We start from the raw sequence: 23,102 nt of genomic DNA on the forward strand, positions 1-23,102 counted from the left end.
GATCAGGAACCCCAGCGAACGAACGGGATGGTTTGCAGCAGGAAGCGAATCAGCAGGGCCGCAACGATCATGGCCAGGGCCTGGCTAACACCGATCACGCCGAGCATGTTGCCGACCTCAGCCGGAATCAGTCCGTAGTAGGTCTGCGGATTGAACGGCGCATCAATCCCCGACAACGCAGACGAAGCAACACCAAGAAGCCCCTCAAACACCCAGCAGGCCGCATCTGTAACGATGTTCCAAAGGTCATCGAAAACCCGCTTGACCAGGGCGAGCAACCAGCTAGCAACAGCCGATATCTTGGCCAGTAGCGAAGTAAAGAATTGGAAGATTCCGCCCATATCAGCCTCCAAAGATAATTGCGCGGCAAGTGAATACTGCCGTCACAAGCATGATGACTTTGATGAAATCAAATATGTAACAGAGACTCTGAAAAGGAATAGTGCCGAAGTTAGCCAGAGCGCCAATCGCAAAGTTCATTGACCAACTCGGACAGCTACCAGAGAAGCTCGGGACAAACGACTGCATGAACGACACAAATTCGCTGTTCTCGAAATCAGCCTTAGCATCACTCCAGACACCTTGCATGCCATCCGGATACTTCTGTTCATAGAACGGCTCGATTTCCGGAAGGTCCGAATCTTGGAAACTATATTGCTCTTCTTCCGGATTATCCTCTTCTGGGTTCTCTTCTGGAGTGCCGGAATCCGTAGTCGATTCCTCGGAGTCTTTCACGCCGTCCTTATAATTAGCGGTATTAGTTACGGTGTCGTAGTCAAAATAATTATCACCGTAACGAATATTGTAATTCGTGGTGGTTGTGCTGGAAGTCGTTCCGGGAGTGCCGTCAGGCTTTGTATACGTACCAGTAGTTGAGGAAGCCGGACCAGCAACAGATGCCGGGCCACTAACAGCTGGAGGCGCTTGCTTCTGAAGATCGTCATAGCAGCCCTGCGGGTTCAACGACCCTTCACAGGACTGCTGGAGGATGTCGCGGATGAAACCGGCTGTCGCGGCCGTGATCACCGGGTCCAGGGAGGCATAGTCAGATTCCTGCAGGTCCACCTTCGTAGTACCAGATTCACGACGGCACTGATCACCGTCTAACACGTACGGCGCAGTACAGGTGCCAAAACGATTGATGCTCATAAGGAAAGGACCACCCGTACTCTGAAGACGGCAGTTCTTTACGGTGGCACTAACCGACTCGACGCCAATAAGGGACAACCACTGAGGCTTGTAACCCACGAATTGCTGGCAAGCCGCCGTAGCCGATACGCCATAGACATAAACCCCAGTCTCCGGAGCACCCCGCCAGTAAAACGTCGCGATCGGCGCGTTTTCGTAGTTCTTGACCTCTTTCTTAATTGTCTTAGAACCCTCATCCATCACCCAGCCGACAGAATTAACAGCAGCAGTAGTCGCAGCGTGAAGCATCACCTGGGCCGGATTGAGTTTGACGAGGTTCTTCAACTTTCCAGCAACACCAGAAATAGGGACTTTGACCTTCGGCTTTACCGTCACAGGAGTTTTTGCAGAACCATTGCCAAGCCAGCCTTTTCGCTCAGCTTCAAGTAACAAGTCCTGATTGGATTTGGTCGGCACATAACCGGTAACAGAGCCAGTTGCCGCTGTGTAACCAGGGCCGGCCTTGATATAGGGGTCAACTTTGACGCGCTGCGTTGCGAGCGCAGCGGGGGAGAAAACAAACAGCGCGATTAGCGCTGCTGCATACCGATAACAAATGCCCATCCGCCAATCACTCCGCCGATAAACACCAGCGAGTAAGCGAGCATGGCTATATCCGCCGGGGTAATCGCTAATTGTTCCATAAGGTTTAGAGGGGATATTGCTATCCCCTCCCCTGGCCAACTTAGGCCTTTTTGACGCCGCGCTTGCCCAGGTCGATGCCCTTGAACGCCATGGTAATACCGATCACCAGAACGCCAGTGGCAGCTACCCAGGTAGCGACTTCAGCGAGGTCTACAGCAGCGAAGATTGCATCCATTTTGTTTCTCCTCAGAGTTTGCGAATGACGCCGATAATGACGCCTATTTTCCAGCCCAAAGCCCAACCAGCGACTGTGAGCATGAAACCTGCGGTATACACGGTAATAACTCCGTCAACCGTCAAAGTTGTTAGAGACTCGGGCATTTAATCGTCCCCAAGTTCATCTTCTGGAACCGACTCATTGCACGCCGGACATTCAAGTTCGCCGTCAATGAAGCTCAGATCCCAGTCGTCCAGGGCGGACTCTTCTCCGCACTCGGGACAGGTGGCCATGATCAGGCGGCCTGTTCGGACTGCTTGACCAACTTGAAGCCGCAAACACGGTTGCGCTCCATGCTTCGGGGGTCCGGCTCGAACTCGAAATTGACCACCGACAGCGGCGGCAGCTGCTGGAATTTCAGGATCACGTCAGGGCTGCAAGCGATGGTTTTGCCCTCCAGACCGACAGCGGCTTTGCGATCGGGACGACTGGTGTTGCTGGCGTCGTCGGCGTAGTGCAGCTGACAGATGTCGTAAGGCTTCTGAGTGTTCTTCGAAGTGCCAGCGTCGCGGGTGATGCCCAGGAATACGAACGGCATGGGTTAAATCCTCTTGCTAGTGATCGGGCGGAATTGCCCTGGAATGTGCTGTCGAGGGAGGTTCCCAGCAGCGGGGTATTTGGGGCTGCGCGGAGCAGCTGGAGAACGGGCCCACACGCCCAGCGCGTGGATGGCCAGGACGCCCAGGATCAGGACGACGATCAGGTCTACGATGGCGGCAATCACAGGGTGTACCCCGCCATTTCAGCGACACACGGAGTGCCCTTTTCCTCGTAGTCCAGGAACCAGACTTTTTCGGACTTGGCGCCCTGCTCTTTCCGCTCGTCCAGGGTGCGAATGGTCTGGTCGACCTGGGCCTGGAGAATCGGATTGATGAAGCTACGGGCAATCGCCTGTTGCTGGTCCATACGCAGGCGCTGGGAATGGCTCAGGCCGGTGCCCTGGAAGCTGACGGTTCTCATGCCGCCACCAGTTGCAGGTGACCAGCAGGACGGCGATACCAAGCGGGGATCGGCAGGTCGTAGACCTTCGTGACTTCGCGAGCCTGGCGGACGATGACCGGCGTGAAGCGGCTGGTATCGCAGGGGTTGGCGATATCGATACCGATCTGGCGGAGGCGTGCACGATGCTTCTGGAGCGAGCGGTTGTCCTTGTCGAAGGGCTGACCGTTGCTCCAATTGATCGCAACCATCGCGGTCATGTTGGCGGCATAAGTGCTAGTGACAATGCCCTCAGCGAGCAATTGCCCAGAGATGGTTACGAGGTCCATGGCCGTTACCTTCAGCTTGTTGTCCACCGCGAGGAATTCGTCGTGAATGGTGCGGAGACGGGATTCGTTGAACAGGCCCCAGTAGCGAAGACCTTCGCGAGCCAGGAACTCTTGCTTGAGCTCCTGTTCTTGCCGCACAACGCCATGCTGGTTGCAGTAGGAAATCAGCTGGTCGATGTAGGCCAGCTCCGGCGATTGCTCGCCAAACATGCGCAGGATGCGCGGGCGGGCGTGTTCCGCCATTTCAAAGCCCTTGTCGTAGGCCTTGCGGTACTGGAGGCGCACGCCCCCTTTTCTCTTGCCGCCAGCTGTCCAATCGACCGTACGGCCGTTGGGGAACAGATAGCCAACCGAGTGGCCGATTCGTTGAGTTGAGAGGCCGCGCAAGTAAGCGAGTACGTTGCCCTCCCCTACAGCGACGTTTGTGGTCAGGTCGATACGCTCGACGGTGCAACCATCCGAAACCCAATCACCAGCACGGGCACCGGAAGCGCCATCGCGCAGAGAAACCTGAGTGCAGCGGGTGAATGGCGGCAGTCCGTATTCAGCAAGCAGGCGGTTGTAGACCGCGATGCACTGCTCAATCGTTTCGTAACCGAACAGGTTGTCGAGGCGGTCGATCTTGCTGGGGTTGCCTTCAACGCGAACCTTTCGTCCCTGGACGCTAATACTGATCGAGGTTGAGTAGCTTCCCTCATGCTTGAACCAGGGCTGGCGGGTGCTGAGCACCTCATGAGTGTTGGCATCGATGGTCAGCGTGAACACGTCACACACGACCGGAAGGTCGTGGTTGTGCTCCTGAGTAACGCTAAGCCAGTCGATGAACATCCGTGCACCTCGAAAGAGACGTCACTTGTGACCGTGTTGCAAAATCACAAATGATCTTTCGGTGCTTTATACATGAATCACAAATCACAATGCAACACGTGCAAAAATGATACTCGTCGGAAATCACACGTGATGGTGGCACATGGCCAAAACATATCGTCTGCGGGATGAGGCTGTAGAAGCGCTACAGAGCAAGCGGATCAAGATGATCGTGGAGACCAAGGAGGACGTTAAAGAGTCCGACCTGCTCGGGGCGCTGCTGTGGAAACACCTGAGCAACCTAAGCGCTCAGGACATCAAGGCGTACAAAGAAGCCGTCCTTGGAAGGGACTAGTCGCTGGGACAATCACCGCGCGATCGTGCGGTAAAGTGGGGGTGTAACAGCACCCCCACCCCGACCGGGCGTCTCAGGCGCCCTTTCCGTGCTGATACCAGTACAGCTCGGCAGCCGATTGAACGATCTCGTAGAGATCGGATTCCTGAGCAGGCGAAATCACCTGCATTCGACGCGCACAGCGCAGAAAACCAGCGAACCAATTGCGGTAGCAATCGACGGTCCAGCCGCCTTCCATACCTGCCTCAGCAAGCATCCGATTCGTTTCGCGTTCCTCGCCAAGGGGGCCGTAGGGATCACCTACAGCGATCAGTTTGGCGATGGATTCGGCTTGCTGCTGGAAGTGGCTCAGGCTGAGAACATTCATGTAGGTGACTCCTTGTTGATGACGGCCCAACTGTCGCTAAACAGGGGCTTAGAAACATCCCCCGAACCTCCCATGAAGGGGTTTGCTGGGGTTTGAAATGCCCGAATTAGAGCGGGCCCGACCATATGCGCCACGACGGCCGGGCTAGATGGGCGAGTTTTTTCCTCGGAGCGTTGAAGGCCCGAAGATGGCCTCCACGGCGTGCTTTGTGTAGCGCCGCAGTGGGCACCCGAGGGGTAATCATGGCGCGAAGGGAGTTTTCAGCGGCGGCGGGCGCAATGCTCGCGGACGTGCTCCTGAGGGGCGTTACGTCACAGGTCCAGAATCGCCCTACAGGCCGCCTGCAATGCTTCCAGGCGCGAATCGAAGTCAGCACCCTCCCGATCCAGCTCAGCCACGCGAGAACGCAGCTTTCGCACCTCAGAGGCGAGATTCGGGTATTCGGCGAGCAGATGGCAGACGGCATCGAGGTCGGTACGCCCTGGAGCGTACAGCCGCGCTTGATTGATGAGGTGTTGCGGAATTTCGAGGGGGTCGGGCTTGCGCATAATCGGCCCTATGTTACGCGCCGCCTGGAGCCGGAGGCATCTTCCAGACGAAGCTCAACATAAGGCCATCCATTATGCGAAGCCTAAGGTAAGAACGATGGCGATCACCATGACCAAAAGCAGCCAAACGCCGGAACCGATTTGGCGTCGCACAGGCTTGTCCTCAGTCGGTATCGGGATAACCTGGCGCTGATACTCCTCATATCGCTTTTCCCTAAGCTCCTGCCGATACCAATCCCTGTCCTGCATGCCCATAAAAAACCCTCGTTTGATCGTCGCCGAAGGTTATCAGCAACAACTACGAGGGCAAGTCTGCCGGCCACCGGCCTTGGCGAGCTGGCAACCAATTGGGTTGTTCGTTGAGGTGTTGCAGGTGGCGGGATGCCTTCCCGGATCGGGTCCCTCCCGCAAGCGGGAGCCCTCCCGATCCGATCAGTTCGTCACGCCGGCTGTAGCCACTTTCGAAGCAAGTCCAGTAGTCGGCAGGTCGGCAACGACGAATCCGACATCAACGCCCTTGTACGTCAGGCTGATGACTGTAGCGGACTCGTAGACGATCTCGTAGCCAGCGGTACGCAGGTCATCGAACGATACGCGACGGATGGCCTGGCCGTTCTGCGCAATGGTGACGTAGCCGCCCAGGAAATCCTCCTCGACACCTTCCCTAGTGCGTTTGCCCTTAAGCAGCGCCTGGAGGTGCATAGACAGGCCCTGGTACGGGTGCATCTTCTGCTCAGGGCCGCGAGGCTGGGCCGTATCGGCAGCTGGCGCCACAGGCATCAGCGGCTGAGACGCAGGTTGTTCCTGGTGCTGAACCTGAACCGGCTTCGCCGGCGCCGGAGGCAGCTTTTTCTTGTCATCCTTGAGCAGCTGGTAGGCCACGATCGACAGGAACAGCACGACGCAGATAGCCGCACCCTTGAACGGCCAGCGTTTCCACAGCGGCACAATGTCATTCGCCATCGCTTCCAGCACCGCACCGTTGCTCTTCGTGTGCGACTTGTAGAGCGGGAAATACTTGGACTCGTATTCACGAACCGAGGTGTTGACCACCTCGCCGCGTAGACCGTCCTGAACCTTGCGGATGTATTTCTCATTACTGCCGAACGCCGTAGCCTTTTTGCAGCGGTAAACCACTTGCACCAGGTCACGAATGGCCGAGCTGATTTTGCCGTACGACTGGGTAATCAGCAGCACGTCAGCACCCTCGTGACGATGCTCGGCAAACCACTCCTCGACTGCTACCGGCGTGCCCTTGAAGGGAAACGACTTGTGGCATTCGTCGATGATGTACAGCGGACCGAGTTCGTTGCCGTCGCCGAGGTCCTTGCGCCAGGTGTCGCCGAAATCCTCAACGCGGCTGAATGGCCGATGTAGCTTGCCGTCGAACTGGTAGTTCCCGCGGATCTCGATCAGCTTCGTCGAGCCGGGGAAGAAGTGTTCCCACATATCCAGGCGAAGGGGCAGGTTCGTGATGACTTTCCTCCCCTGCTGCACCACGGCCGGGATCACATGGAACGCCACCGATTCATAGGATTTGCCGCCACCAGGCTGGCCAAGCAACAGGTTAATCATGATCAGGAACCCCAGCGAACGAACGGGATGGTTTGCAGCAGGAAGCGAATCAGCAGGGCCGCAACGATCATGGCCAGGGCCTGGCTAACACCGATCACGCCGAGCATGTTGCCGACCTCAGCCGGAATCAGTCCGTAGTAGGTCTGCGGATTGAACGGCGCATCAATCCCCGACAACGCAGACGAAGCAACACCAAGAAGCCCCTCAAACACCCAGCAGGCCGCATCTGTAACGATGTTCCAAAGGTCATCGAAAACCCGCTTGACCAGGGCGAGCAACCAGCTAGCAACAGCCGATATCTTGGCCAGTAGCGAAGTAAAGAATTGGAAGATTCCGCCCATATCAGCCTCCAAAGATAATTGCGCGGCAAGTGAATACTGCCGTCACAAGCATGATGACTTTGATGAAATCAAATATGTAACAGAGACTCTGAAAAGGAATAGTGCCGAAGTTAGCCAGAGCGCCAATCGCAAAGTTCATTGACCAACTCGGACAGCTACCAGAGAAGCTCGGGACAAACGACTGCATGAACGACACAAATTCGCTGTTCTCGAAATCAGCCTTAGCATCACTCCAGACACCTTGCATGCCATCCGGATACTTCTGTTCATAGAACGGCTCGATTTCCGGAAGGTCCGAATCTTGGAAACTATATTGCTCTTCTTCCGGATTATCCTCTTCTGGGTTCTCTTCTGGAGTGCCGGAATCCGTAGTCGATTCCTCGGAGTCTTTCACGCCGTCCTTATAATTAGCGGTATTAGTTACGGTGTCGTAGTCAAAATAATTATCACCGTAACGAATATTGTAATTCGTGGTGGTTGTGCTGGAAGTCGTTCCGGGAGTGCCGTCAGGCTTTGTATACGTACCAGTAGTTGAGGAAGCCGGACCAGCAACAGATGCCGGGCCACTAACAGCTGGAGGCGCTTGCTTCTGAAGATCGTCATAGCAGCCCTGCGGGTTCAACGACCCTTCACAGGACTGCTGGAGGATGTCGCGGATGAAACCGGCTGTCGCGGCCGTGATCACCGGGTCCAGGGAGGCATAGTCAGATTCCTGCAGGTCCACCTTCGTAGTACCAGATTCACGACGGCACTGATCACCGTCTAACACGTACGGCGCAGTACAGGTGCCAAAACGATTGATGCTCATAAGGAAAGGACCACCCGTACTCTGAAGACGGCAGTTCTTTACGGTGGCACTAACCGACTCGACGCCAATAAGGGACAACCACTGAGGCTTGTAACCCACGAATTGCTGGCAAGCCGCCGTAGCCGATACGCCATAGACATAAACCCCAGTCTCCGGAGCACCCCGCCAGTAAAACGTCGCGATCGGCGCGTTTTCGTAGTTCTTGACCTCTTTCTTAATTGTCTTAGAACCCTCATCCATCACCCAGCCGACAGAATTAACAGCAGCAGTAGTCGCAGCGTGAAGCATCACCTGGGCCGGATTGAGTTTGACGAGGTTCTTCAACTTTCCAGCAACACCAGAAATAGGGACTTTGACCTTCGGCTTTACCGTCACAGGAGTTTTTGCAGAACCATTGCCAAGCCAGCCTTTTCGCTCAGCTTCAAGTAACAAGTCCTGATTGGATTTGGTCGGCACATAACCGGTAACAGAGCCAGTTGCCGCTGTGTAACCAGGGCCGGCCTTGATATAGGGGTCAACTTTGACGCGCTGCGTTGCGAGCGCAGCGGGGGAGAAAACAAACAGCGCGATTAGCGCTGCTGCATACCGATAACAAATGCCCATCCGCCAATCACTCCGCCGATAAACACCAGCGAGTAAGCGAGCATGGCTATATCCGCCGGGGTAATCGCTAATTGTTCCATAAGGTTTAGAGGGGATATTGCTATCCCCTCCCCTGGCCAACTTAGGCCTTTTTGACGCCGCGCTTGCCCAGGTCGATGCCCTTGAACGCCATGGTAATACCGATCACCAGAACGCCAGTGGCAGCTACCCAGGTAGCGACTTCAGCGAGGTCTACAGCAGCGAAGATTGCATCCATTTTGTTTCTCCTCAGAGTTTGCGAATGACGCCGATAATGACGCCTATTTTCCAGCCCAAAGCCCAACCAGCGACTGTGAGCATGAAACCTGCGGTATACACGGTAATAACTCCGTCAACCGTCAAAGTTGTTAGAGACTCGGGCATTTAATCGTCCCCAAGTTCATCTTCTGGAACCGACTCATTGCACGCCGGACATTCAAGTTCGCCGTCAATGAAGCTCAGATCCCAGTCGTCCAGGGCGGACTCTTCTCCGCACTCGGGACAGGTGGCCATGATCAGGCGGCCTGTTCGGACTGCTTGACCAACTTGAAGCCGCAAACACGGTTGCGCTCCATGCTTCGGGGGTCCGGCTCGAACTCGAAATTGACCACCGACAGCGGCGGCAGCTGCTGGAATTTCAGGATCACGTCAGGGCTGCAAGCGATGGTTTTGCCCTCCAGACCGACAGCGGCTTTGCGATCGGGACGACTGGTGTTGCTGGCGTCGTCGGCGTAGTGCAGCTGACAGATGTCGTAAGGCTTCTGAGTGTTCTTCGAAGTGCCAGCGTCGCGGGTGATGCCCAGGAATACGAACGGCATGGGTTAAATCCTCTTGCTAGTGATCGGGCGGAATTGCCCTGGAATGTGCTGTCGAGGGAGGTTCCCAGCAGCGGGGTATTTGGGGCTGCGCGGAGCAGCTGGAGAACGGGCCCACACGCCCAGCGCGTGGATGGCCAGGACGCCCAGGATCAGGACGACGATCAGGTCTACGATGGCGGCAATCACAGGGTGTACCCCGCCATTTCAGCGACACACGGAGTGCCCTTTTCCTCGTAGTCCAGGAACCAGACTTTTTCGGACTTGGCGCCCTGCTCTTTCCGCTCGTCCAGGGTGCGAATGGTCTGGTCGACCTGGGCCTGGAGAATCGGATTGATGAAGCTACGGGCAATCGCCTGTTGCTGGTCCATACGCAGGCGCTGGGAATGGCTCAGGCCGGTGCCCTGGAAGCTGACGGTTCTCATGCCGCCACCAGTTGCAGGTGACCAGCAGGACGGCGATACCAAGCGGGGATCGGCAGGTCGTAGACCTTCGTGACTTCGCGAGCCTGGCGGACGATGACCGGCGTGAAGCGGCTGGTATCGCAGGGGTTGGCGATATCGATACCGATCTGGCGGAGGCGTGCACGATGCTTCTGGAGCGAGCGGTTGTCCTTGTCGAAGGGCTGACCGTTGCTCCAATTGATCGCAACCATCGCGGTCATGTTGGCGGCATAAGTGCTAGTGACAATGCCCTCAGCGAGCAATTGCCCAGAGATGGTTACGAGGTCCATGGCCGTTACCTTCAGCTTGTTGTCCACCGCGAGGAATTCGTCGTGAATGGTGCGGAGACGGGATTCGTTGAACAGGCCCCAGTAGCGAAGACCTTCGCGAGCCAGGAACTCTTGCTTGAGCTCCTGTTCTTGCCGCACAACGCCATGCTGGTTGCAGTAGGAAATCAGCTGGTCGATGTAGGCCAGCTCCGGCGATTGCTCGCCAAACATGCGCAGGATGCGCGGGCGGGCGTGTTCCGCCATTTCAAAGCCCTTGTCGTAGGCCTTGCGGTACTGGAGGCGCACGCCCCCTTTTCTCTTGCCGCCAGCTGTCCAATCGACCGTACGGCCGTTGGGGAACAGATAGCCAACCGAGTGGCCGATTCGTTGAGTTGAGAGGCCGCGCAAGTAAGCGAGTACGTTGCCCTCCCCTACAGCGACGTTTGTGGTCAGGTCGATACGCTCGACGGTGCAACCATCCGAAACCCAATCACCAGCACGGGCACCGGAAGCGCCATCGCGCAGAGAAACCTGAGTGCAGCGGGTGAATGGCGGCAGTCCGTATTCAGCAAGCAGGCGGTTGTAGACCGCGATGCACTGCTCAATCGTTTCGTAACCGAACAGGTTGTCGAGGCGGTCGATCTTGCTGGGGTTGCCTTCAACGCGAACCTTTCGTCCCTGGACGCTAATACTGATCGAGGTTGAGTAGCTTCCCTCATGCTTGAACCAGGGCTGGCGGGTGCTGAGCACCTCATGAGTGTTGGCATCGATGGTCAGCGTGAACACGTCACACACGACCGGAAGGTCGTGGTTGTGCTCCTGAGTAACGCTAAGCCAGTCGATGAACATCCGTGCACCTCGAAAGAGACGTCACTTGTGACCGTGTTGCAAAATCACAAATGATCTTTCGGTGCTTTATACATGAATCACAAATCACAATGCAACACGTGCAAAAATGATACTCGTCGGAAATCACACGTGATGGTGGCACATGGCCAAAACATATCGTCTGCGGGATGAGGCTGTAGAAGCGCTACAGAGCAAGCGGATCAAGATGATCGTGGAGACCAAGGAGGACGTTAAAGAGTCCGACCTGCTCGGGGCGCTGCTGTGGAAACACCTGAGCAACCTAAGCGCTCAGGACATCAAGGCGTACAAAGAAGCCGTCCTTGGAAGGGACTAGTCGCTGGGACAATCACCGCGCGATCGTGCGGTAAAGTGGGGGTGTAACAGCACCCCCACCCCGACCGGGCGTCTCAGGCGCCCTTTCCGTGCTGATACCAGTACAGCTCGGCAGCCGATTGAACGATCTCGTAGAGATCGGATTCCTGAGCAGGCGAAATCACCTGCATTCGACGCGCACAGCGCAGAAAACCAGCGAACCAATTGCGGTAGCAATCGACGGTCCAGCCGCCTTCCATACCTGCCTCAGCAAGCATCCGATTCGTTTCGCGTTCCTCGCCAAGGGGGCCGTAGGGATCACCTACAGCGATCAGTTTGGCGATGGATTCGGCTTGCTGCTGGAAGTGGCTCAGGCTGAGAACATTCATGTAGGTGACTCCTTGTTGATGACGGCCCAACTGTCGCTAAACAGGGGCTTAGAAACATCCCCCGAACCTCCCATGAAGGGGTTTGCTGGGGTTTGAAATGCCCGAATTAGAGCGGGCCCGACCATATGCGCCACGACGGCCGGGCTAGATGGGCGAGTTTTTTCCTCGGAGCGTTGAAGGCCCGAAGATGGCCTCCACGGCGTGCTTTGTGTAGCGCCGCAGTGGGCACCCGAGGGGTAATCATGGCGCGAAGGGAGTTTTCAGCGGCGGCGGGCGCAATGCTCGCGGACGTGCTCCTGAGGGGCGTTACGTCACAGGTCCAGAATCGCCCTACAGGCCGCCTGCAATGCTTCCAGGCGCGAATCGAAGTCAGCACCCTCCCGATCCAGCTCAGCCACGCGAGAACGCAGCTTTCGCACCTCAGAGGCGAGATTCGGGTATTCGGCGAGCAGATGGCAGACGGCATCGAGGTCGGTACGCCCTGGAGCGTACAGCCGCGCTTGATTGATGAGGTGTTGCGGAATTTCGAGGGGGTCGGGCTTGCGCATAATCGGCCCTATGTTACGCGCCGCCTGGAGCCGGAGGCATCTTCCAGACGAAGCTCAACATAAGGCCATCCATTATGCGAAGCCCTAGGGGTTGTCGGCTGCGCCGTTCCCCGTGGTTTTTGAAGGTGGACACCGGCGCTGGCGAGCTGGAGACGCTGCGGGCTGTTCGGAAGAAACGATCCAGACCGTCGCCCCTGCCTACCGTGATCGGGTCCCTCCCGCAAGCGGGAGCCCTCCCAATCACGTTAGTCCGTGACACCGGCCGTTGTCACTTTCGAGGCCAGGCCAGTGGTCGGCAGATCGGCAACGACGAACCCTACGTCAAAGCCCTTATAGGTCAGGCTAACGACCGTATCGGACTCATAGGCCACTTCATAGCCGGCGGTACGGAGATCATCGAACGACACACGACGAATCGACTGGCCGTTCTGAGCGATGGTCACATAGCCACCCAAGAACTCTTCCTCAACACCGTTACGGAAGCGCTTGCCCTTGAGCAGCGCCTGCAAGTGCATCGACAAGCCCTGGTACGGATGCAGCTTCTGCTCAGGTCCGCGAGGCTGTGCAACTTCCACAGGCGCAACTGGAGTAGCAACTACCGGTACCGGCTCCTGGTGCGCGACCTGGACGGTTTTTGCCTTAGGTGCCGGAGCAACTTTCTTTTCGTCATCCTTAGTAATTTGATAAATAACGAAGAAAAAGAAGAACAGAAAACAAAGTGCAGCCCCCTTAAACGGCCAACGTTTCCAGATAGGAATAATGTCATTGGCGTCCAGTTCCTGGGCGGCAGCACTCGAACGCGTATGCGACTTGTAAAGCGCGAAGTACTTCTTTTCATACTTTCGATCCGTAGTGTTAACCACATCGCCGCGCAGCCCGTCCTGGACCTTGCGGATATAGCGGTTAGAGAAACCGAACGCCGTAGCCTTTTTGCAGCGGTAAACAACCTGGACCAGATCACGAATGGCTTTATTGATCTTGCCGTAACTCTGCGTAATCAACAGCACATCGGCCAATTCGTGACGATGCAGAGAAAACCACTCCTCAATACGAACCTGTTCTTTCGGATCAGGTCCACGAAGCGGGATTGCTAGATGGCACTCATCAACAACATACAGCGGGCCGACGCCAGTCAAAGGATGCCGCCACGTATCGCCATAGTGCTCCAGGCGACTGAAAGGACGAACAAGCTCGCCGTCCACAAGTTGAGGTTGACGAATTTCAATTAGCTTGGTGCAACCGGGCCAATAACTCTCCCAAACCTCCAGGGCGAGCGGCAAGTTCGTGATGACTCGCCTCCCCTGCTCCACCACGGCCGGAACCACATGAAACGCCACGGACTCATAGGACTTGCCACCACCAGGTTGACCCAGCATCAAGTTAATCATGATCAGGACCCCCAGCGAACAAACGGAATCGTTTGCAGCAGGAAGCGGACTACCAAGGCGCCGACAATCATAGTCAGCGCCTGAGTAATACCAATAACGCCCAGCATGTTCACAACATCAGGCGGGAGCATTCCGTAATACGTTTGAGGATCAAACGGCGCATCGATAGTGGACAACGCCGTAGACGCCAGACCAAGAACGCTCTCCAGGACCCAGCAGGCAAGATCGGTAACGATATTCCATAGATCATCAAAAACCCGTTTAACCACTAGAAGCAACCAACTGGCAACCGCCGATATCTTGGCCAGCAATGCACTAAAAAACTGGAATATGGCGCCCATATCAGCCTCCAAACATGATGTAGCGGCAGGCAAACGCCGCTGTTACCAGGAGAACGCTTTTAACGAAATCGAACACGTAACATATGTTTTGAAACGGAATTGTCCCGAAGTTGGCCATGGCGCCAATAGCGAAGTTCATAGACCAGGTCGGGCAGGTACCAGAGAAGCTAGGAACAAACGAGCGCAGGAAGGAGACAAATTCACTATTTTCAAATTCGGCACTTGCGTCAGCCCAAACGCCCTGGAATCCGTCCGGATACTTCTGTTCGTAGAATGGCGTTATCTCCGGAAGAGCGGAATCCTGAAAACTATACTGCTCCTCTTCTGGAGATTCCTCCTCAGGGTTTTCTTCTGGAGTACCAGCGTCCGTAGTCGATTCTTCGGAATCTTTCAAACCATCTTTATACTTGGTGGTATTGGTTACGGTGTCATAGTCAAAGTAATTGTCACCGTAACGAATATTGTAATTAGTAGTAGTTGTACTGGAAGTCGTTCCAGGAGTGCCGTCAGGCTTTGTGTAAGTTCCGGTGGTTGAGGAAGTTGGACCAGCAACAGTTGCCGGCCCACTAACAGCCGGAGGCGCTTGCTTCTGAAGATCGTCATAGCAGCCCTGCGGGTTCAACGACCCTTCGCAGGAGTGCTGGAGGATGTCCCGAATGAAGCCCGCTGTCGCGGCCGTGATCACCGGGTCCAGGGACGCATAGTCGGATTCCTGGAGATCGGTCAGCGTCGGATCGACCTCACGACGGCACTGACCATCCGACGTCAACGCATACGGCGCAGGACAGGTACCTTGCCGAGACGTCGTAAACAGGAAAGTATCGCTTGCCCGCTGAACCTGACAGTTGTACTGGGTGTCATTCAGCTTAATAACGGACTTGATAGACAAATAAGACGGATGGTATCCCACAAGTTGCTGGCATGCTGCTTGCGGACTGTTACCAGTGAGAGTCACGCCGGCCGCTGGGCCAACGTTCCAGCGGAAAGTGGCAGTAGGAGCATTTTCGTAGTTCTTGACCTCCTTCTTGATGGTCTTAGAACCCTCATCCATGACCCATCCAACAGCGCCCACAGCAGCAGCCGTGGCGCCATATAGCATGACCCGTGTTGGGTTAAGTTTGACCAAGTTCTTAAACTTGCCAGCAACGCCGGAAACAGGAACCTTGATCTTAGGCTTTACCGTAACAGGCGTTTTAGTTGAGCCATTACCGAGCCAACCCTTGCGCTCAGCCTCAAGGAGTAAGTCTTGATTAGACTTAGTAGGCACGTAACCGGTAACAGAGCCGGTGGCCGCTGTGTAACCTGGGCCGGCCTTGATATAGGGATCAACTCTAACGCGCTCAGTTGCAAGCGCAGGGAGGGAGAAAACAAACAGCGCTAGAAGCGCTGCTGAATACCGAGAACAAATGCCCATCCGCCTATTACTCCACCGATAAACACCAGCGAGTAAGCGAGCATGGCTATATCCGCCGGAGAAATCGCTAATTGGTCCATAAGGTATAGAGGGGATATTGCTATCCCCTCCCCTGGCCTTAGGCCATTTTGACGCCGCGCTTGCCCAGGCCGATCGCTTTGAAGGCCATGGCGATACCGATGATCAGAACACCAGTACCGCCAACCCAAGTGGCAACTTCAGCCAGGTCTACCGCAGCAAAAATGGTTTCCATGTTGTTTCTCCTTACAGTTTTTTGATGACGCCAATTGCGACGCCGATTTTCATGCCCAACAACCAGCAAGTGGCTGTAAGCAAGAACCCTGCGGTATACACAGTAATAACCCCGTCTACCGTCAAAGTTGTTAGAGACTCCGGCATAGAGCCTCCCTAAGTTGATTAATCCGATTCCTCGGAGTTACAAAAGGGGCAAAGTTGCTCGCCGTCTTCCACCAGGATGCCGGGATCATCCTCTTCGAACTCTTCCCCGCAGTCATCGCATTCCAGGCTCATGGATCAGGCCCCAGCCGCTTTCGGAGCGGCAGCGGGCGCCTGACGGATTTCAGAGGAAACACGACGGCCCTGGCGCGGATCGAGGTCGAACACAACGCGGCCGTCTTTAACTTCGCCCTTGAGGGGAACTTCATAGTCCCCGGTCGGCAGTACTTCTTGTTCGCTACGGCAGTAGTAGGAGAACTTCTGCGGGAAATCGCAGCCCGGAAGATGGGCGTAGGCTTCGGCCATGGTGTAGGGCTTACCAGCGCCGGAAGTACCGCTGCGATAAGTGCAAGATGCAGTGATGGAGACTTTGATCGTTACATTGGACATAGATTGCTCCAGAAATTAAGAGTTGGGGATAACGAAGGCGTCGCCCAGGAAGGGGGCGCCACTACTGCACGAAGCGACAACTTGCCACTTCTTTTCTTTCGCGAGTTGAACGCGGTCAGAAAGGATTTCAGCCGGAGTCCTGGACTCGACGACCTGGAGAGCTTCGGCAATTACGCTACCGGTAACTTCCATATTGCGAATCTTGTCTTGCATCACAGACCGGGAGTCGATCTTTCCGCCAAAATAGTTGTCAAACATGCTCTTCATACATTCGGCCACTTAAAGGCAACAGCAGTTATGTAGATAGTCATGACCAGTGCGGCGACCAAGCCGAACAAGCTTTCAGCCGTATTTGACATGAACAACCCATAAAACAAAGTGGCCAAGTGAGAGAACAAACAAGCGAACGCTACATATGCGCACGCCCAAAAGGCCAAAATGGTCAGTTCGCGAAACTTGGTTTTCATGCTTGAGCCCTTCTGGTGGAGAAGTGAACAAGGTTCTTTTCAAAGAAGAAGGAAGGAATAGCCGCTGGCTTAGCTTCCAGAACGCGAATCATCGGGATGACGTTAGTATCGTCGCGACGATCACAACGGATATTGATATCAATACCCAGGGTAAGAAGTTCTTTGCGATGGCGATAATAGGTTGGCTTCGAAAGCATGGTGAACAAATCATGCCCTTGCTTCCAAAGAACATACGTTGCGCGAAGCTTATTCGGCAGCTCAAGAAGCTGCTGACTGTTCAACTCAATTTGCTCAGACATATCAAGTTCCCCTATGAAATGGCGGTACTGAGCCCATAGAGCCGCCGGGGTGAGTTTGTGACCATATTCCAGGTCTAAAGCTTTAAGCTTCTTGGACAGCAACCGAAGTTCAACGCGAAGCTTGTTATCAATGAATTCGTGAATCTCAGGAATGGAATGGAACTCTTCCGCCAACTTATGAGAACCCTTACCGGAAATCTCATCGGCTTTGCAATAGCAGGTAATGCGCCAGTGAGTACTTCCTTTTCCGAACGTCAGAGTTCCGCGATCATGAACGGGCCGTCCATGTCGAGACTTGCACTTGAACTCACCAGCTCGCAACCAGGAGCGAACATCCGCCCGGCTGGGAAGTTCAAACATGCGGTTATAGTCGATGCGGGTAACACGGTACTGCCCTGCCCTAACTTTCTGACGTTCAAAGTCAGTAGATTCAAGTCGAAATATCCCGCAGACCCTGGCGAAAACATCCCAAACGAGAGCGAGCAAGTCATCCGAACCAACAAGGTTGTGGCCTTGAAGCCACTTGGAAGGGTTTCCATCGATATAGAGGTGAGTTGCATTGCCTTTGCCGTCCCCGCCTACGCTTCGAACATGCATCGACGACTCGTGAGAACCCCTCACCTGCATCTTGCGAGGGGTTTCCCAGGCGATGGTCCCATCAGCCTCGACACATATCACCGCGCCACTACGGAGAGGGGCGTGGTTTAGCTCGATGAAAAGTGACGTCCAGTCGATCATGAGTGCATGCACACAAGTTACATTGCGGCGGAATGTAGACTGGGGAACACGCACACGTCAACGCAAATCACATGCACACACGTAAACTTGCACAGGAATCGACCAATGGAACGTCATGGCATGCCAACGAACCTTCGTTTGACCAATCAGGAACAGGAAGACCTGAGGAAAAAAGCTATAGAAATCAACAAGATACTAGTGCGCCAGGGCATGCAGCCCATGAAGGACAGCGAGCTCGCACACAAAATTCTCGAGATATCAATAACTTGCGCTTACGTGACCAGCTCGGGCGAAATCAAGCTGGACCTGCCAGGGGATGGGGTTGAGGTAAAAAAATGAGACAAAAGTCGGGTATTACCAGTACCCGACTTTCCCACCCCTGAGCACGGAACGAAGCATGAGCTACGAACGTTGGAAAATCGTCGGGGAAGGCGGCCAGGAACTGCTGCAATGCAGCATGGAAGAGGACCGGATCACCATCCGTACCGGCCCACCATCAGGCTTTATGACGAAGCCAGAGGGCGGCCATGAGCCCCCTATCAACCTACCCCGGGAACACGCCGAAGCCCTGGCGCAGATACTGCGCGACAGCACGCTGACGGAGTTCCGAAAGGCGAAAGTAGTGCGGGCCTGAACAGTGAAGTCTCGCTCGCTGGGCTCAATGGGCGAGTCTTTCCTCGGAGGGTTGCAGGCCCGCAATGGGCCTACACAGCGTGCTATGTGTGACGCCGCCGTGGGCAGCTGAGGGTAATCATGGCGCGAGGTGGGTTCGGAGCGGCGGCGGCCGAAGTGGTCGCGGACGTGCACCGAGGGTGCGAAAAATGGTCCCAGAATCTCTTCCAGGACCGCGGCGCCGGCGAGAGTTTTGGTACCTATTTGATCTTGCGGATGTGGTGCACACCTACGCACAGACCGATGAAGGCGATGAAGCTCCCGAAGCCGAGAAGCACGAGCAATCCAAGCAACTGAAACCAGCCCATATCACCCCCTACCCTGGCGATTCAGACGCGCCAGAAAGTGATCCATCGTCTCCCCGGCCTGGGGCGTGAGCCTGCTTTCGGTACCAACTTCATCACCTGCAGGCGCTGGCCGACGCCGAGCTGGTGATGATTCTGGTACCAAATCTCCGAGGAGGTCGCCCTGCCCTGTCGCTTCCAGCAGCAGGATGGCTGCAGATCGGGCGCCCTTGATCGTCTGATCACGAACGGCGACCAGCTCTTCCAGGCGAGCAATCTCCCGCTTCTGCCACTCAACGGTTTTCACCAGGTAGTCGAACTCAGCCGCAGCCTTGGCGTATGCCTTGGAACCAGTGGACGTACCGGTCTGACGCTTCAGCTTTTCAACGAAGGCGTCATCGGCGTCCGGGATCTTAATCAGCATTTTTCAACTCTCCATTTGGTACCAATTGCGAGTCCCAGGACGAACCCTGGCTCGACAAAAAGGTACCAATTCCTATCGATAGGATCAAGCGCTCTGGTACCAAAATCTCAACCTGGTGCAGTTGCTCGAGGACAAAAATGGTACCAGTCAGAGGTCCAGGATTGCCCGGCACGCTTCCTGGAGCGCCTCCAGGCGAGCATCGAAGTCGGAAGATTCCCGGTCCAGGCCCTGAACACGACGGCGCAACTGGCGCACCTCAGAAACGAGCCTGGGATAGTCCTGGAGCACGTAACAGACCGAGTCCAGGTCATCACGCCCAGGAGCATACAAACGCGCATCCTGGACGAGATTAGAGGGGATGGAGAGGGGTATGGGCTTGCGCATAATCGCCATTACGTTACGCGAGGCCCGGAAGGCTACGCCAGTGTCCGGACCCCGCTCAACGTAACGCCGTCCATTATGCGAAGCCCTAGGGGTTGTCGGCTGCGCCGTTCCCCGTGGTTTTTGAAGGTGGACACCGGCGCTGGCGAGCTGGAGACGCTGCGGGCTGTTCGGAAGAAACGATCCAGACCGTCGCCCCTGCCTACCGTGATCGGGTCCCTCCCGCAAGCGGGAGCCCTCCCAATCACGTTAGTCCGTGACACCGGCCGTTGTCACTTTCGAGGCCAGGCCAGTGGTCGGCAGATCGGCAACGACGAACCCTACGTCAAAGCCCTTATAGGTCAGGCTAACGACCGTATCGGACTCATAGGCCACTTCATAGCCGGCGGTACGGAGATCATCGAACGACACACGACGAATCGACTGGCCGTTCTGAGCGATGGTCACATAGCCACCCAAGAACTCTTCCTCAACACCGTTACGGAAGCGCTTGCCCTTGAGCAGCGCCTGCAAGTGCATCGACAAGCCCTGGTACGGATGCAGCTTCTGCTCAGGTCCGCGAGGCTGTGCAACTTCCACAGGCGCAACTGGAGTAGCAACTACCGGTACCGGCTCCTGGTGCGCGACCTGGACGGTTTTTGCCTTAGGTGCCGGAGCAACTTTCTTTTCGTCATCCTTAGTAATTTGATAAATAACGAAGAAAAAGAAGAACAGAAAACAAAGTGCAGCCCCCTTAAACGGCCAACGTTTCCAGATAGGAATAATGTCATTGGCGTCCAGTTCCTGGGCGGCAGCACTCGAACGCGTATGCGACTTGTAAAGCGCGAAGTACTTCTTTTCATACTTTCGATCCGTAGTGTTAACCACATCGCCGCGCAGCCCGTCCTGGACCTTGCGGATATAGCGGTTAGAGAAACCGAACGCCGTAGCCTTTTTGCAGCGGTAAACAACCTGGACCAGATCACGAATGGCTTTATTGATCTTGCCGTAACTCTGCGTAATCAACAGCACATCGGCCAATTCGTGACGATGCAGAGAAAACCACTCCTCAATACGAACCTGTTCTTTCGGATCAGGTCCACGAAGCGGGATTGCTAGATGGCACTCATCAACAACATACAGCGGGCCGACGCCAGTCAAAGGATGCCGCCACGTATCGCCATAGTGCTCCAGGCGACTGAAAGGACGAACAAGCTCGCCGTCCACAAGTTGAGGTTGACGAATTTCAATTAGCTTGGTGCAACCGGGCCAATAACTCTCCCAAACCTCCAGGGCGAGCGGCAAGTTCGTGATGACTCGCCTCCCCTGCTCCACCACGGCCGGAACCACATGAAACGCCACGGACTCATAGGACTTGCCACCACCAGGTTGACCCAGCATCAAGTTAATCATGATCAGGACCCCCAGCGAACAAACGGAATCGTTTGCAGCAGGAAGCGGACTACCAAGGCGCCGACAATCATAGTCAGCGCCTGAGTAATACCAATAACGCCCAGCATGTTCACAACATCAGGCGGGAGCATTCCGTAATACGTTTGAGGATCAAACGGCGCATCGATAGTGGACAACGCCGTAGACGCCAGACCAAGAACGCTCTCCAGGACCCAGCAGGCAAGATCGGTAACGATATTCCATAGATCATCAAAAACCCGTTTAACCACTAGAAGCAACCAACTGGCAACCGCCGATATCTTGGCCAGCAATGCACTAAAAAACTGGAATATGGCGCCCATATCAGCCTCCAAACATGATGTAGCGGCAGGCAAACGCCGCTGTTACCAGGAGAACGCTTTTAACGAAATCGAACACGTAACATATGTTTTGAAACGGAATTGTCCCGAAGTTGGCCATGGCGCCAATAGCGAAGTTCATAGACCAGGTCGGGCAGGTACCAGAGAAGCTAGGAACAAACGAGCGCAGGAAGGAGACAAATTCACTATTTTCAAATTCGGCACTTGCGTCAGCCCAAACGCCCTGGAATCCGTCCGGATACTTCTGTTCGTAGAATGGCGTTATCTCCGGAAGAGCGGAATCCTGAAAACTATACTGCTCCTCTTCTGGAGATTCCTCCTCAGGGTTTTCTTCTGGAGTACCAGCGTCCGTAGTCGATTCTTCGGAATCTTTCAAACCATCTTTATACTTGGTGGTATTGGTTACGGTGTCATAGTCAAAGTAATTGTCACCGTAACGAATATTGTAATTAGTAGTAGTTGTACTGGAAGTCGTTCCAGGAGTGCCGTCAGGCTTTGTGTAAGTTCCGGTGGTTGAGGAAGTTGGACCAGCAACAGTTGCCGGCCCACTAACAGCCGGAGGCGCTTGCTTCTGAAGATCGTCATAGCAGCCCTGCGGGTTCAACGACCCTTCGCAGGAGTGCTGGAGGATGTCCCGAATGAAGCCCGCTGTCGCGGCCGTGATCACCGGGTCCAGGGACGCATAGTCGGATTCCTGGAGATCGGTCAGCGTCGGATCGACCTCACGACGGCACTGACCATCCGACGTCAACGCATACGGCGCAGGACAGGTACCTTGCCGAGACGTCGTAAACAGGAAAGTATCGCTTGCCCGCTGAACCTGACAGTTGTACTGGGTGTCATTCAGCTTAATAACGGACTTGATAGACAAATAAGACGGATGGTATCCCACAAGTTGCTGGCATGCTGCTTGCGGACTGTTACCAGTGAGAGTCACGCCGGCCGCTGGGCCAACGTTCCAGCGGAAAGTGGCAGTAGGAGCATTTTCGTAGTTCTTGACCTCCTTCTTGATGGTCTTAGAACCCTCATCCATGACCCATCCAACAGCGCCCACAGCAGCAGCCGTGGCGCCATATAGCATGACCCGTGTTGGGTTAAGTTTGACCAAGTTCTTAAACTTGCCAGCAACGCCGGAAACAGGAACCTTGATCTTAGGCTTTACCGTAACAGGCGTTTTAGTTGAGCCATTACCGAGCCAACCCTTGCGCTCAGCCTCAAGGAGTAAGTCTTGATTAGACTTAGTAGGCACGTAACCGGTAACAGAGCCGGTGGCCGCTGTGTAACCTGGGCCGGCCTTGATATAGGGATCAACTCTAACGCGCTCAGTTGCAAGCGCAGGGAGGGAGAAAACAAACAGCGCTAGAAGCGCTGCTGAATACCGAGAACAAATGCCCATCCGCCTATTACTCCACCGATAAACACCAGCGAGTAAGCGAGCATGGCTATATCCGCCGGAGAAATCGCTAATTGGTCCATAAGGTATAGAGGGGATATTGCTATCCCCTCCCCTGGCCTTAGGCCATTTTGACGCCGCGCTTGCCCAGGCCGATCGCTTTGAAGGCCATGGCGATACCGATGATCAGAACACCAGTACCGCCAACCCAAGTGGCAACTTCAGCCAGGTCTACCGCAGCAAAAATGGTTTCCATGTTGTTTCTCCTTACAGTTTTTTGATGACGCCAATTGCGACGCCGATTTTCATGCCCAACAACCAGCAAGTGGCTGTAAGCAA

The 23,102-nt window shown here is 55.2% G+C and carries 33 protein-coding genes; 4 read left to right on the forward strand and 29 right to left on the reverse strand.

What is annotated here, in order from left to right; genetic code table 11:
* Positions 1-2: 2 nt before the first annotated feature.
* The 6 genes from PCA10_RS14255 to PCA10_RS14280 all read right to left on the reverse strand — a co-directional run bounded on the left by PCA10_RS14255 (position 3) and on the right by PCA10_RS14280 (position 4,146).
* A complete protein-coding gene (locus PCA10_RS14255) occupies positions 3-341 on the reverse strand; it encodes a DUF2523 family protein (protein ID WP_016492792.1) in 339 nt (112 codons plus the stop codon).
* A 1-nt stretch (position 342) separates the two neighbouring features.
* Complete coding sequence (locus tag PCA10_RS14260) at positions 343-1,752, reverse strand: hypothetical protein (RefSeq protein WP_016492793.1); 1,410 nt, start codon at positions 1,750-1,752, stop codon at positions 343-345.
* A gap of 121 nt (positions 1,753-1,873) precedes the next feature.
* Positions 1,874-2,008, reverse strand: coding sequence for a hypothetical protein (locus tag PCA10_RS31140; protein WP_016492794.1), 135 nt, complete (start codon positions 2,006-2,008; stop codon positions 1,874-1,876).
* Positions 2,009-2,285: 277 nt separating this feature from the next.
* Positions 2,286-2,588 carry a hypothetical protein gene (locus tag PCA10_RS14270; protein WP_016492795.1) on the reverse strand — a complete coding sequence of 101 codons (303 nt, stop codon included), beginning with the start codon at positions 2,586-2,588 and terminating at the stop codon, positions 2,286-2,288.
* Between the two features lie 182 nt (positions 2,589-2,770).
* Complete coding sequence (locus tag PCA10_RS14275) at positions 2,771-3,010, reverse strand: hypothetical protein (RefSeq protein ID WP_016492797.1); 240 nt, start codon at positions 3,008-3,010, stop codon at positions 2,771-2,773.
* Positions 3,007-4,146, reverse strand: coding sequence for a phage/plasmid replication domain-containing protein (locus PCA10_RS14280; protein WP_016492798.1), 1,140 nt, complete (start codon positions 4,144-4,146; stop codon positions 3,007-3,009). The genes PCA10_RS14275 and PCA10_RS14280 overlap by 4 nt, the downstream gene beginning before the upstream one ends.
* A gap of 142 nt (positions 4,147-4,288) precedes the next feature.
* Here PCA10_RS14280 and PCA10_RS14285 point away from each other — a divergent pair, with 142 nt between their 5' ends.
* A complete protein-coding gene (locus tag PCA10_RS14285) occupies positions 4,289-4,480 on the forward strand; it encodes a hypothetical protein (protein ID WP_016492799.1) in 192 nt (63 codons plus the stop codon).
* Between the two features lie 73 nt (positions 4,481-4,553).
* On the opposite strand, the gene PCA10_RS14290 is transcribed toward PCA10_RS14285, so the two are convergent.
* The 9 genes from PCA10_RS14290 to PCA10_RS14335 form a co-directional block, all read right to left on the reverse strand.
* Positions 4,554-4,847: a hypothetical protein gene (locus tag PCA10_RS14290; RefSeq protein WP_016492800.1), complete on the reverse strand. Its 294-nt coding sequence runs from the start codon at positions 4,845-4,847 to the stop codon at positions 4,554-4,556.
* A 311-nt stretch (positions 4,848-5,158) separates the two neighbouring features.
* Positions 5,159-5,395 carry a hypothetical protein gene (locus PCA10_RS29630; RefSeq protein WP_016492801.1) on the reverse strand — a complete coding sequence of 79 codons (237 nt, stop codon included), beginning with the start codon at positions 5,393-5,395 and terminating at the stop codon, positions 5,159-5,161.
* A gap of 432 nt (positions 5,396-5,827) precedes the next feature.
* The gene (locus PCA10_RS29250; protein ID WP_016492791.1) at positions 5,828-6,970 is read right to left on the reverse strand and encodes a zonular occludens toxin domain-containing protein; all 1,143 of its coding nucleotides are present in this window, start codon (positions 6,968-6,970) and stop codon (positions 5,828-5,830) included.
* Positions 6,971-6,972: 2 nt separating this feature from the next.
* Positions 6,973-7,311, reverse strand: a complete 339-nt coding sequence (locus PCA10_RS14310) for a DUF2523 family protein (protein ID WP_016492792.1) — start codon at positions 7,309-7,311, stop codon at positions 6,973-6,975.
* 1 nt (position 7,312) lies between these two features.
* Positions 7,313-8,722, reverse strand: coding sequence for a hypothetical protein (locus PCA10_RS14315; RefSeq protein WP_016492793.1), 1,410 nt, complete (start codon positions 8,720-8,722; stop codon positions 7,313-7,315).
* A gap of 121 nt (positions 8,723-8,843) precedes the next feature.
* Positions 8,844-8,978, reverse strand: coding sequence for a hypothetical protein (locus PCA10_RS31145; protein WP_016492794.1), 135 nt, complete (start codon positions 8,976-8,978; stop codon positions 8,844-8,846).
* Between the two features lie 277 nt (positions 8,979-9,255).
* The gene (locus tag PCA10_RS14325) at positions 9,256-9,558 is read right to left on the reverse strand and encodes a hypothetical protein (protein WP_016492795.1); all 303 of its coding nucleotides are present in this window, start codon (positions 9,556-9,558) and stop codon (positions 9,256-9,258) included.
* 182 nt (positions 9,559-9,740) lie between these two features.
* Positions 9,741-9,980, reverse strand: a complete 240-nt coding sequence (locus PCA10_RS14330) for a hypothetical protein (protein ID WP_016492797.1) — start codon at positions 9,978-9,980, stop codon at positions 9,741-9,743.
* Positions 9,977-11,116, reverse strand: a complete 1,140-nt coding sequence (locus tag PCA10_RS14335) for a phage/plasmid replication domain-containing protein (protein WP_016492798.1) — start codon at positions 11,114-11,116, stop codon at positions 9,977-9,979. Before PCA10_RS14335 ends, PCA10_RS14330 begins: the two co-directional genes overlap by 4 nt.
* A gap of 142 nt (positions 11,117-11,258) precedes the next feature.
* Here PCA10_RS14335 and PCA10_RS14340 point away from each other — a divergent pair, with 142 nt between their 5' ends.
* Positions 11,259-11,450: a hypothetical protein gene (locus tag PCA10_RS14340; protein ID WP_016492799.1), complete on the forward strand. Its 192-nt coding sequence runs from the start codon at positions 11,259-11,261 to the stop codon at positions 11,448-11,450.
* A gap of 73 nt (positions 11,451-11,523) precedes the next feature.
* Here PCA10_RS14340 and PCA10_RS14345 read toward each other — a convergent pair whose 3' ends face one another.
* From PCA10_RS14345 to PCA10_RS14390, 9 genes are all read right to left on the reverse strand, one after another.
* Positions 11,524-11,817 (reverse strand): hypothetical protein, encoded by a 294-nt coding sequence (locus tag PCA10_RS14345; protein ID WP_016492800.1) that lies wholly within the window; start codon positions 11,815-11,817, stop codon positions 11,524-11,526.
* A gap of 311 nt (positions 11,818-12,128) precedes the next feature.
* Positions 12,129-12,365 (reverse strand): hypothetical protein, encoded by a 237-nt coding sequence (locus PCA10_RS29640; RefSeq protein WP_016492801.1) that lies wholly within the window; start codon positions 12,363-12,365, stop codon positions 12,129-12,131.
* A 245-nt stretch (positions 12,366-12,610) separates the two neighbouring features.
* Entirely contained in the window at positions 12,611-13,753 is a 1,143-nt protein-coding gene (locus PCA10_RS29255; protein WP_016492802.1) for a zonular occludens toxin domain-containing protein, read from the reverse strand.
* Positions 13,754-13,755: 2 nt separating this feature from the next.
* Positions 13,756-14,094, reverse strand: a complete 339-nt coding sequence (locus PCA10_RS14360; RefSeq protein ID WP_016492803.1) for a DUF2523 family protein — start codon at positions 14,092-14,094, stop codon at positions 13,756-13,758.
* A 1-nt stretch (position 14,095) separates the two neighbouring features.
* Positions 14,096-15,508: a hypothetical protein gene (locus PCA10_RS14365; RefSeq protein ID WP_016492804.1), complete on the reverse strand. Its 1,413-nt coding sequence runs from the start codon at positions 15,506-15,508 to the stop codon at positions 14,096-14,098.
* 118 nt (positions 15,509-15,626) lie between these two features.
* Positions 15,627-15,761: a hypothetical protein gene (locus tag PCA10_RS31150; RefSeq protein WP_016492805.1), complete on the reverse strand. Its 135-nt coding sequence runs from the start codon at positions 15,759-15,761 to the stop codon at positions 15,627-15,629.
* Between the two features lie 281 nt (positions 15,762-16,042).
* The gene (locus PCA10_RS14375; protein WP_016492806.1) at positions 16,043-16,354 is read right to left on the reverse strand and encodes a hypothetical protein; all 312 of its coding nucleotides are present in this window, start codon (positions 16,352-16,354) and stop codon (positions 16,043-16,045) included.
* 15 nt (positions 16,355-16,369) lie between these two features.
* Complete coding sequence (locus tag PCA10_RS14380; protein WP_016492807.1) at positions 16,370-16,612, reverse strand: cupin domain-containing protein; 243 nt, start codon at positions 16,610-16,612, stop codon at positions 16,370-16,372.
* A gap of 205 nt (positions 16,613-16,817) precedes the next feature.
* On the reverse strand, positions 16,818-17,858 hold the full coding sequence (locus PCA10_RS14390) for a phage/plasmid replication protein, II/X family (RefSeq protein WP_041770276.1): 1,041 nt from the start codon (positions 17,856-17,858) through the stop codon (positions 16,818-16,820).
* Between the two features lie 105 nt (positions 17,859-17,963).
* On the opposite strand from PCA10_RS14390, the gene PCA10_RS14395 reads away from it, so the two are divergent.
* Both PCA10_RS14395 and PCA10_RS14400 read left to right on the forward strand, forming a co-directional pair.
* Entirely contained in the window at positions 17,964-18,197 is a 234-nt protein-coding gene (locus PCA10_RS14395; RefSeq protein WP_016492809.1) for a hypothetical protein, read from the forward strand.
* 58 nt (positions 18,198-18,255) lie between these two features.
* Positions 18,256-18,492: a hypothetical protein gene (locus PCA10_RS14400; RefSeq protein WP_016492810.1), complete on the forward strand. Its 237-nt coding sequence runs from the start codon at positions 18,256-18,258 to the stop codon at positions 18,490-18,492.
* A 347-nt stretch (positions 18,493-18,839) separates the two neighbouring features.
* Here PCA10_RS14400 and PCA10_RS14405 read toward each other — a convergent pair whose 3' ends face one another.
* The 5 genes from PCA10_RS14405 to PCA10_RS31155 all read right to left on the reverse strand — a co-directional run bounded on the left by PCA10_RS14405 (position 18,840) and on the right by PCA10_RS31155 (position 23,019).
* Positions 18,840-19,238, reverse strand: a complete 399-nt coding sequence (locus PCA10_RS14405; protein WP_016492811.1) for a hypothetical protein — start codon at positions 19,236-19,238, stop codon at positions 18,840-18,842.
* Positions 19,239-19,868: 630 nt separating this feature from the next.
* Positions 19,869-21,011 carry a zonular occludens toxin domain-containing protein gene (locus tag PCA10_RS29260; protein ID WP_016492802.1) on the reverse strand — a complete coding sequence of 381 codons (1,143 nt, stop codon included), beginning with the start codon at positions 21,009-21,011 and terminating at the stop codon, positions 19,869-19,871.
* Between the two features lie 2 nt (positions 21,012-21,013).
* Positions 21,014-21,352 carry a DUF2523 family protein gene (locus PCA10_RS14420; protein WP_016492803.1) on the reverse strand — a complete coding sequence of 113 codons (339 nt, stop codon included), beginning with the start codon at positions 21,350-21,352 and terminating at the stop codon, positions 21,014-21,016.
* A gap of 1 nt (position 21,353) precedes the next feature.
* Entirely contained in the window at positions 21,354-22,766 is a 1,413-nt protein-coding gene (locus PCA10_RS14425; RefSeq protein ID WP_016492804.1) for a hypothetical protein, read from the reverse strand.
* A gap of 118 nt (positions 22,767-22,884) precedes the next feature.
* A complete protein-coding gene (locus PCA10_RS31155; protein WP_016492805.1) occupies positions 22,885-23,019 on the reverse strand; it encodes a hypothetical protein in 135 nt (44 codons plus the stop codon).
* Positions 23,020-23,102 lie beyond the last annotated feature (83 nt).

Origin of the sequence: Pseudomonas resinovorans NBRC 106553, assembly GCF_000412695.1 — a bacterium.
Lineage (GTDB): Bacteria > Pseudomonadota > Gammaproteobacteria > Pseudomonadales > Pseudomonadaceae > Metapseudomonas > Metapseudomonas resinovorans_A.

Bases quoted from the DNA above. Each gene is read 5' to 3' on its own strand.
- PCA10_RS14255 (WP_016492792.1), bottom strand. From the start codon at position 341: ATGGGCGGAATCTTCCAATTCTTTACTTCGCTACTGGCCAAGATATCG.
- PCA10_RS14260 (WP_016492793.1), bottom strand. From the start codon at position 1,752: ATGGGCATTTGTTATCGGTATGCAGCAGCGCTAATCGCGCTGTTTGTT.
- PCA10_RS31140 (WP_016492794.1), bottom strand. From the start codon at position 2,008: ATGGATGCAATCTTCGCTGCTGTAGACCTCGCTGAAGTCGCTACCTGG.
- PCA10_RS14270 (WP_016492795.1), bottom strand. From the start codon at position 2,588: ATGCCGTTCGTATTCCTGGGCATCACCCGCGACGCTGGCACTTCGAAG.
- PCA10_RS14275 (WP_016492797.1), bottom strand. From the start codon at position 3,010: ATGAGAACCGTCAGCTTCCAGGGCACCGGCCTGAGCCATTCCCAGCGC.
- PCA10_RS14280 (WP_016492798.1), bottom strand. From the start codon at position 4,146: ATGTTCATCGACTGGCTTAGCGTTACTCAGGAGCACAACCACGACCTT.
- PCA10_RS14285 (WP_016492799.1), top strand. From the start codon at position 4,289: ATGGCCAAAACATATCGTCTGCGGGATGAGGCTGTAGAAGCGCTACAG.
- PCA10_RS14290 (WP_016492800.1), bottom strand. From the start codon at position 4,847: ATGAATGTTCTCAGCCTGAGCCACTTCCAGCAGCAAGCCGAATCCATC.
- PCA10_RS29630 (WP_016492801.1), bottom strand. From the start codon at position 5,395: ATGCGCAAGCCCGACCCCCTCGAAATTCCGCAACACCTCATCAATCAA.
- PCA10_RS29250 (WP_016492791.1), bottom strand. From the start codon at position 6,970: ATGATTAACCTGTTGCTTGGCCAGCCTGGTGGCGGCAAATCCTATGAA.
- PCA10_RS14310 (WP_016492792.1), bottom strand. From the start codon at position 7,311: ATGGGCGGAATCTTCCAATTCTTTACTTCGCTACTGGCCAAGATATCG.
- PCA10_RS14315 (WP_016492793.1), bottom strand. From the start codon at position 8,722: ATGGGCATTTGTTATCGGTATGCAGCAGCGCTAATCGCGCTGTTTGTT.
- PCA10_RS31145 (WP_016492794.1), bottom strand. From the start codon at position 8,978: ATGGATGCAATCTTCGCTGCTGTAGACCTCGCTGAAGTCGCTACCTGG.
- PCA10_RS14325 (WP_016492795.1), bottom strand. From the start codon at position 9,558: ATGCCGTTCGTATTCCTGGGCATCACCCGCGACGCTGGCACTTCGAAG.
- PCA10_RS14330 (WP_016492797.1), bottom strand. From the start codon at position 9,980: ATGAGAACCGTCAGCTTCCAGGGCACCGGCCTGAGCCATTCCCAGCGC.
- PCA10_RS14335 (WP_016492798.1), bottom strand. From the start codon at position 11,116: ATGTTCATCGACTGGCTTAGCGTTACTCAGGAGCACAACCACGACCTT.
- PCA10_RS14340 (WP_016492799.1), top strand. From the start codon at position 11,259: ATGGCCAAAACATATCGTCTGCGGGATGAGGCTGTAGAAGCGCTACAG.
- PCA10_RS14345 (WP_016492800.1), bottom strand. From the start codon at position 11,817: ATGAATGTTCTCAGCCTGAGCCACTTCCAGCAGCAAGCCGAATCCATC.
- PCA10_RS29640 (WP_016492801.1), bottom strand. From the start codon at position 12,365: ATGCGCAAGCCCGACCCCCTCGAAATTCCGCAACACCTCATCAATCAA.
- PCA10_RS29255 (WP_016492802.1), bottom strand. From the start codon at position 13,753: ATGATTAACTTGATGCTGGGTCAACCTGGTGGTGGCAAGTCCTATGAG.
- PCA10_RS14360 (WP_016492803.1), bottom strand. From the start codon at position 14,094: ATGGGCGCCATATTCCAGTTTTTTAGTGCATTGCTGGCCAAGATATCG.
- PCA10_RS14365 (WP_016492804.1), bottom strand. From the start codon at position 15,508: ATGGGCATTTGTTCTCGGTATTCAGCAGCGCTTCTAGCGCTGTTTGTT.
- PCA10_RS31150 (WP_016492805.1), bottom strand. From the start codon at position 15,761: ATGGAAACCATTTTTGCTGCGGTAGACCTGGCTGAAGTTGCCACTTGG.
- PCA10_RS14375 (WP_016492806.1), bottom strand. From the start codon at position 16,354: ATGTCCAATGTAACGATCAAAGTCTCCATCACTGCATCTTGCACTTAT.
- PCA10_RS14380 (WP_016492807.1), bottom strand. From the start codon at position 16,612: ATGTTTGACAACTATTTTGGCGGAAAGATCGACTCCCGGTCTGTGATG.
- PCA10_RS14390 (WP_041770276.1), bottom strand. From the start codon at position 17,858: ATGATCGACTGGACGTCACTTTTCATCGAGCTAAACCACGCCCCTCTC.
- PCA10_RS14395 (WP_016492809.1), top strand. From the start codon at position 17,964: ATGGAACGTCATGGCATGCCAACGAACCTTCGTTTGACCAATCAGGAA.
- PCA10_RS14400 (WP_016492810.1), top strand. From the start codon at position 18,256: ATGAGCTACGAACGTTGGAAAATCGTCGGGGAAGGCGGCCAGGAACTG.
- PCA10_RS14405 (WP_016492811.1), bottom strand. From the start codon at position 19,238: ATGCTGATTAAGATCCCGGACGCCGATGACGCCTTCGTTGAAAAGCTG.
- PCA10_RS29260 (WP_016492802.1), bottom strand. From the start codon at position 21,011: ATGATTAACTTGATGCTGGGTCAACCTGGTGGTGGCAAGTCCTATGAG.
- PCA10_RS14420 (WP_016492803.1), bottom strand. From the start codon at position 21,352: ATGGGCGCCATATTCCAGTTTTTTAGTGCATTGCTGGCCAAGATATCG.
- PCA10_RS14425 (WP_016492804.1), bottom strand. From the start codon at position 22,766: ATGGGCATTTGTTCTCGGTATTCAGCAGCGCTTCTAGCGCTGTTTGTT.
- PCA10_RS31155 (WP_016492805.1), bottom strand. From the start codon at position 23,019: ATGGAAACCATTTTTGCTGCGGTAGACCTGGCTGAAGTTGCCACTTGG.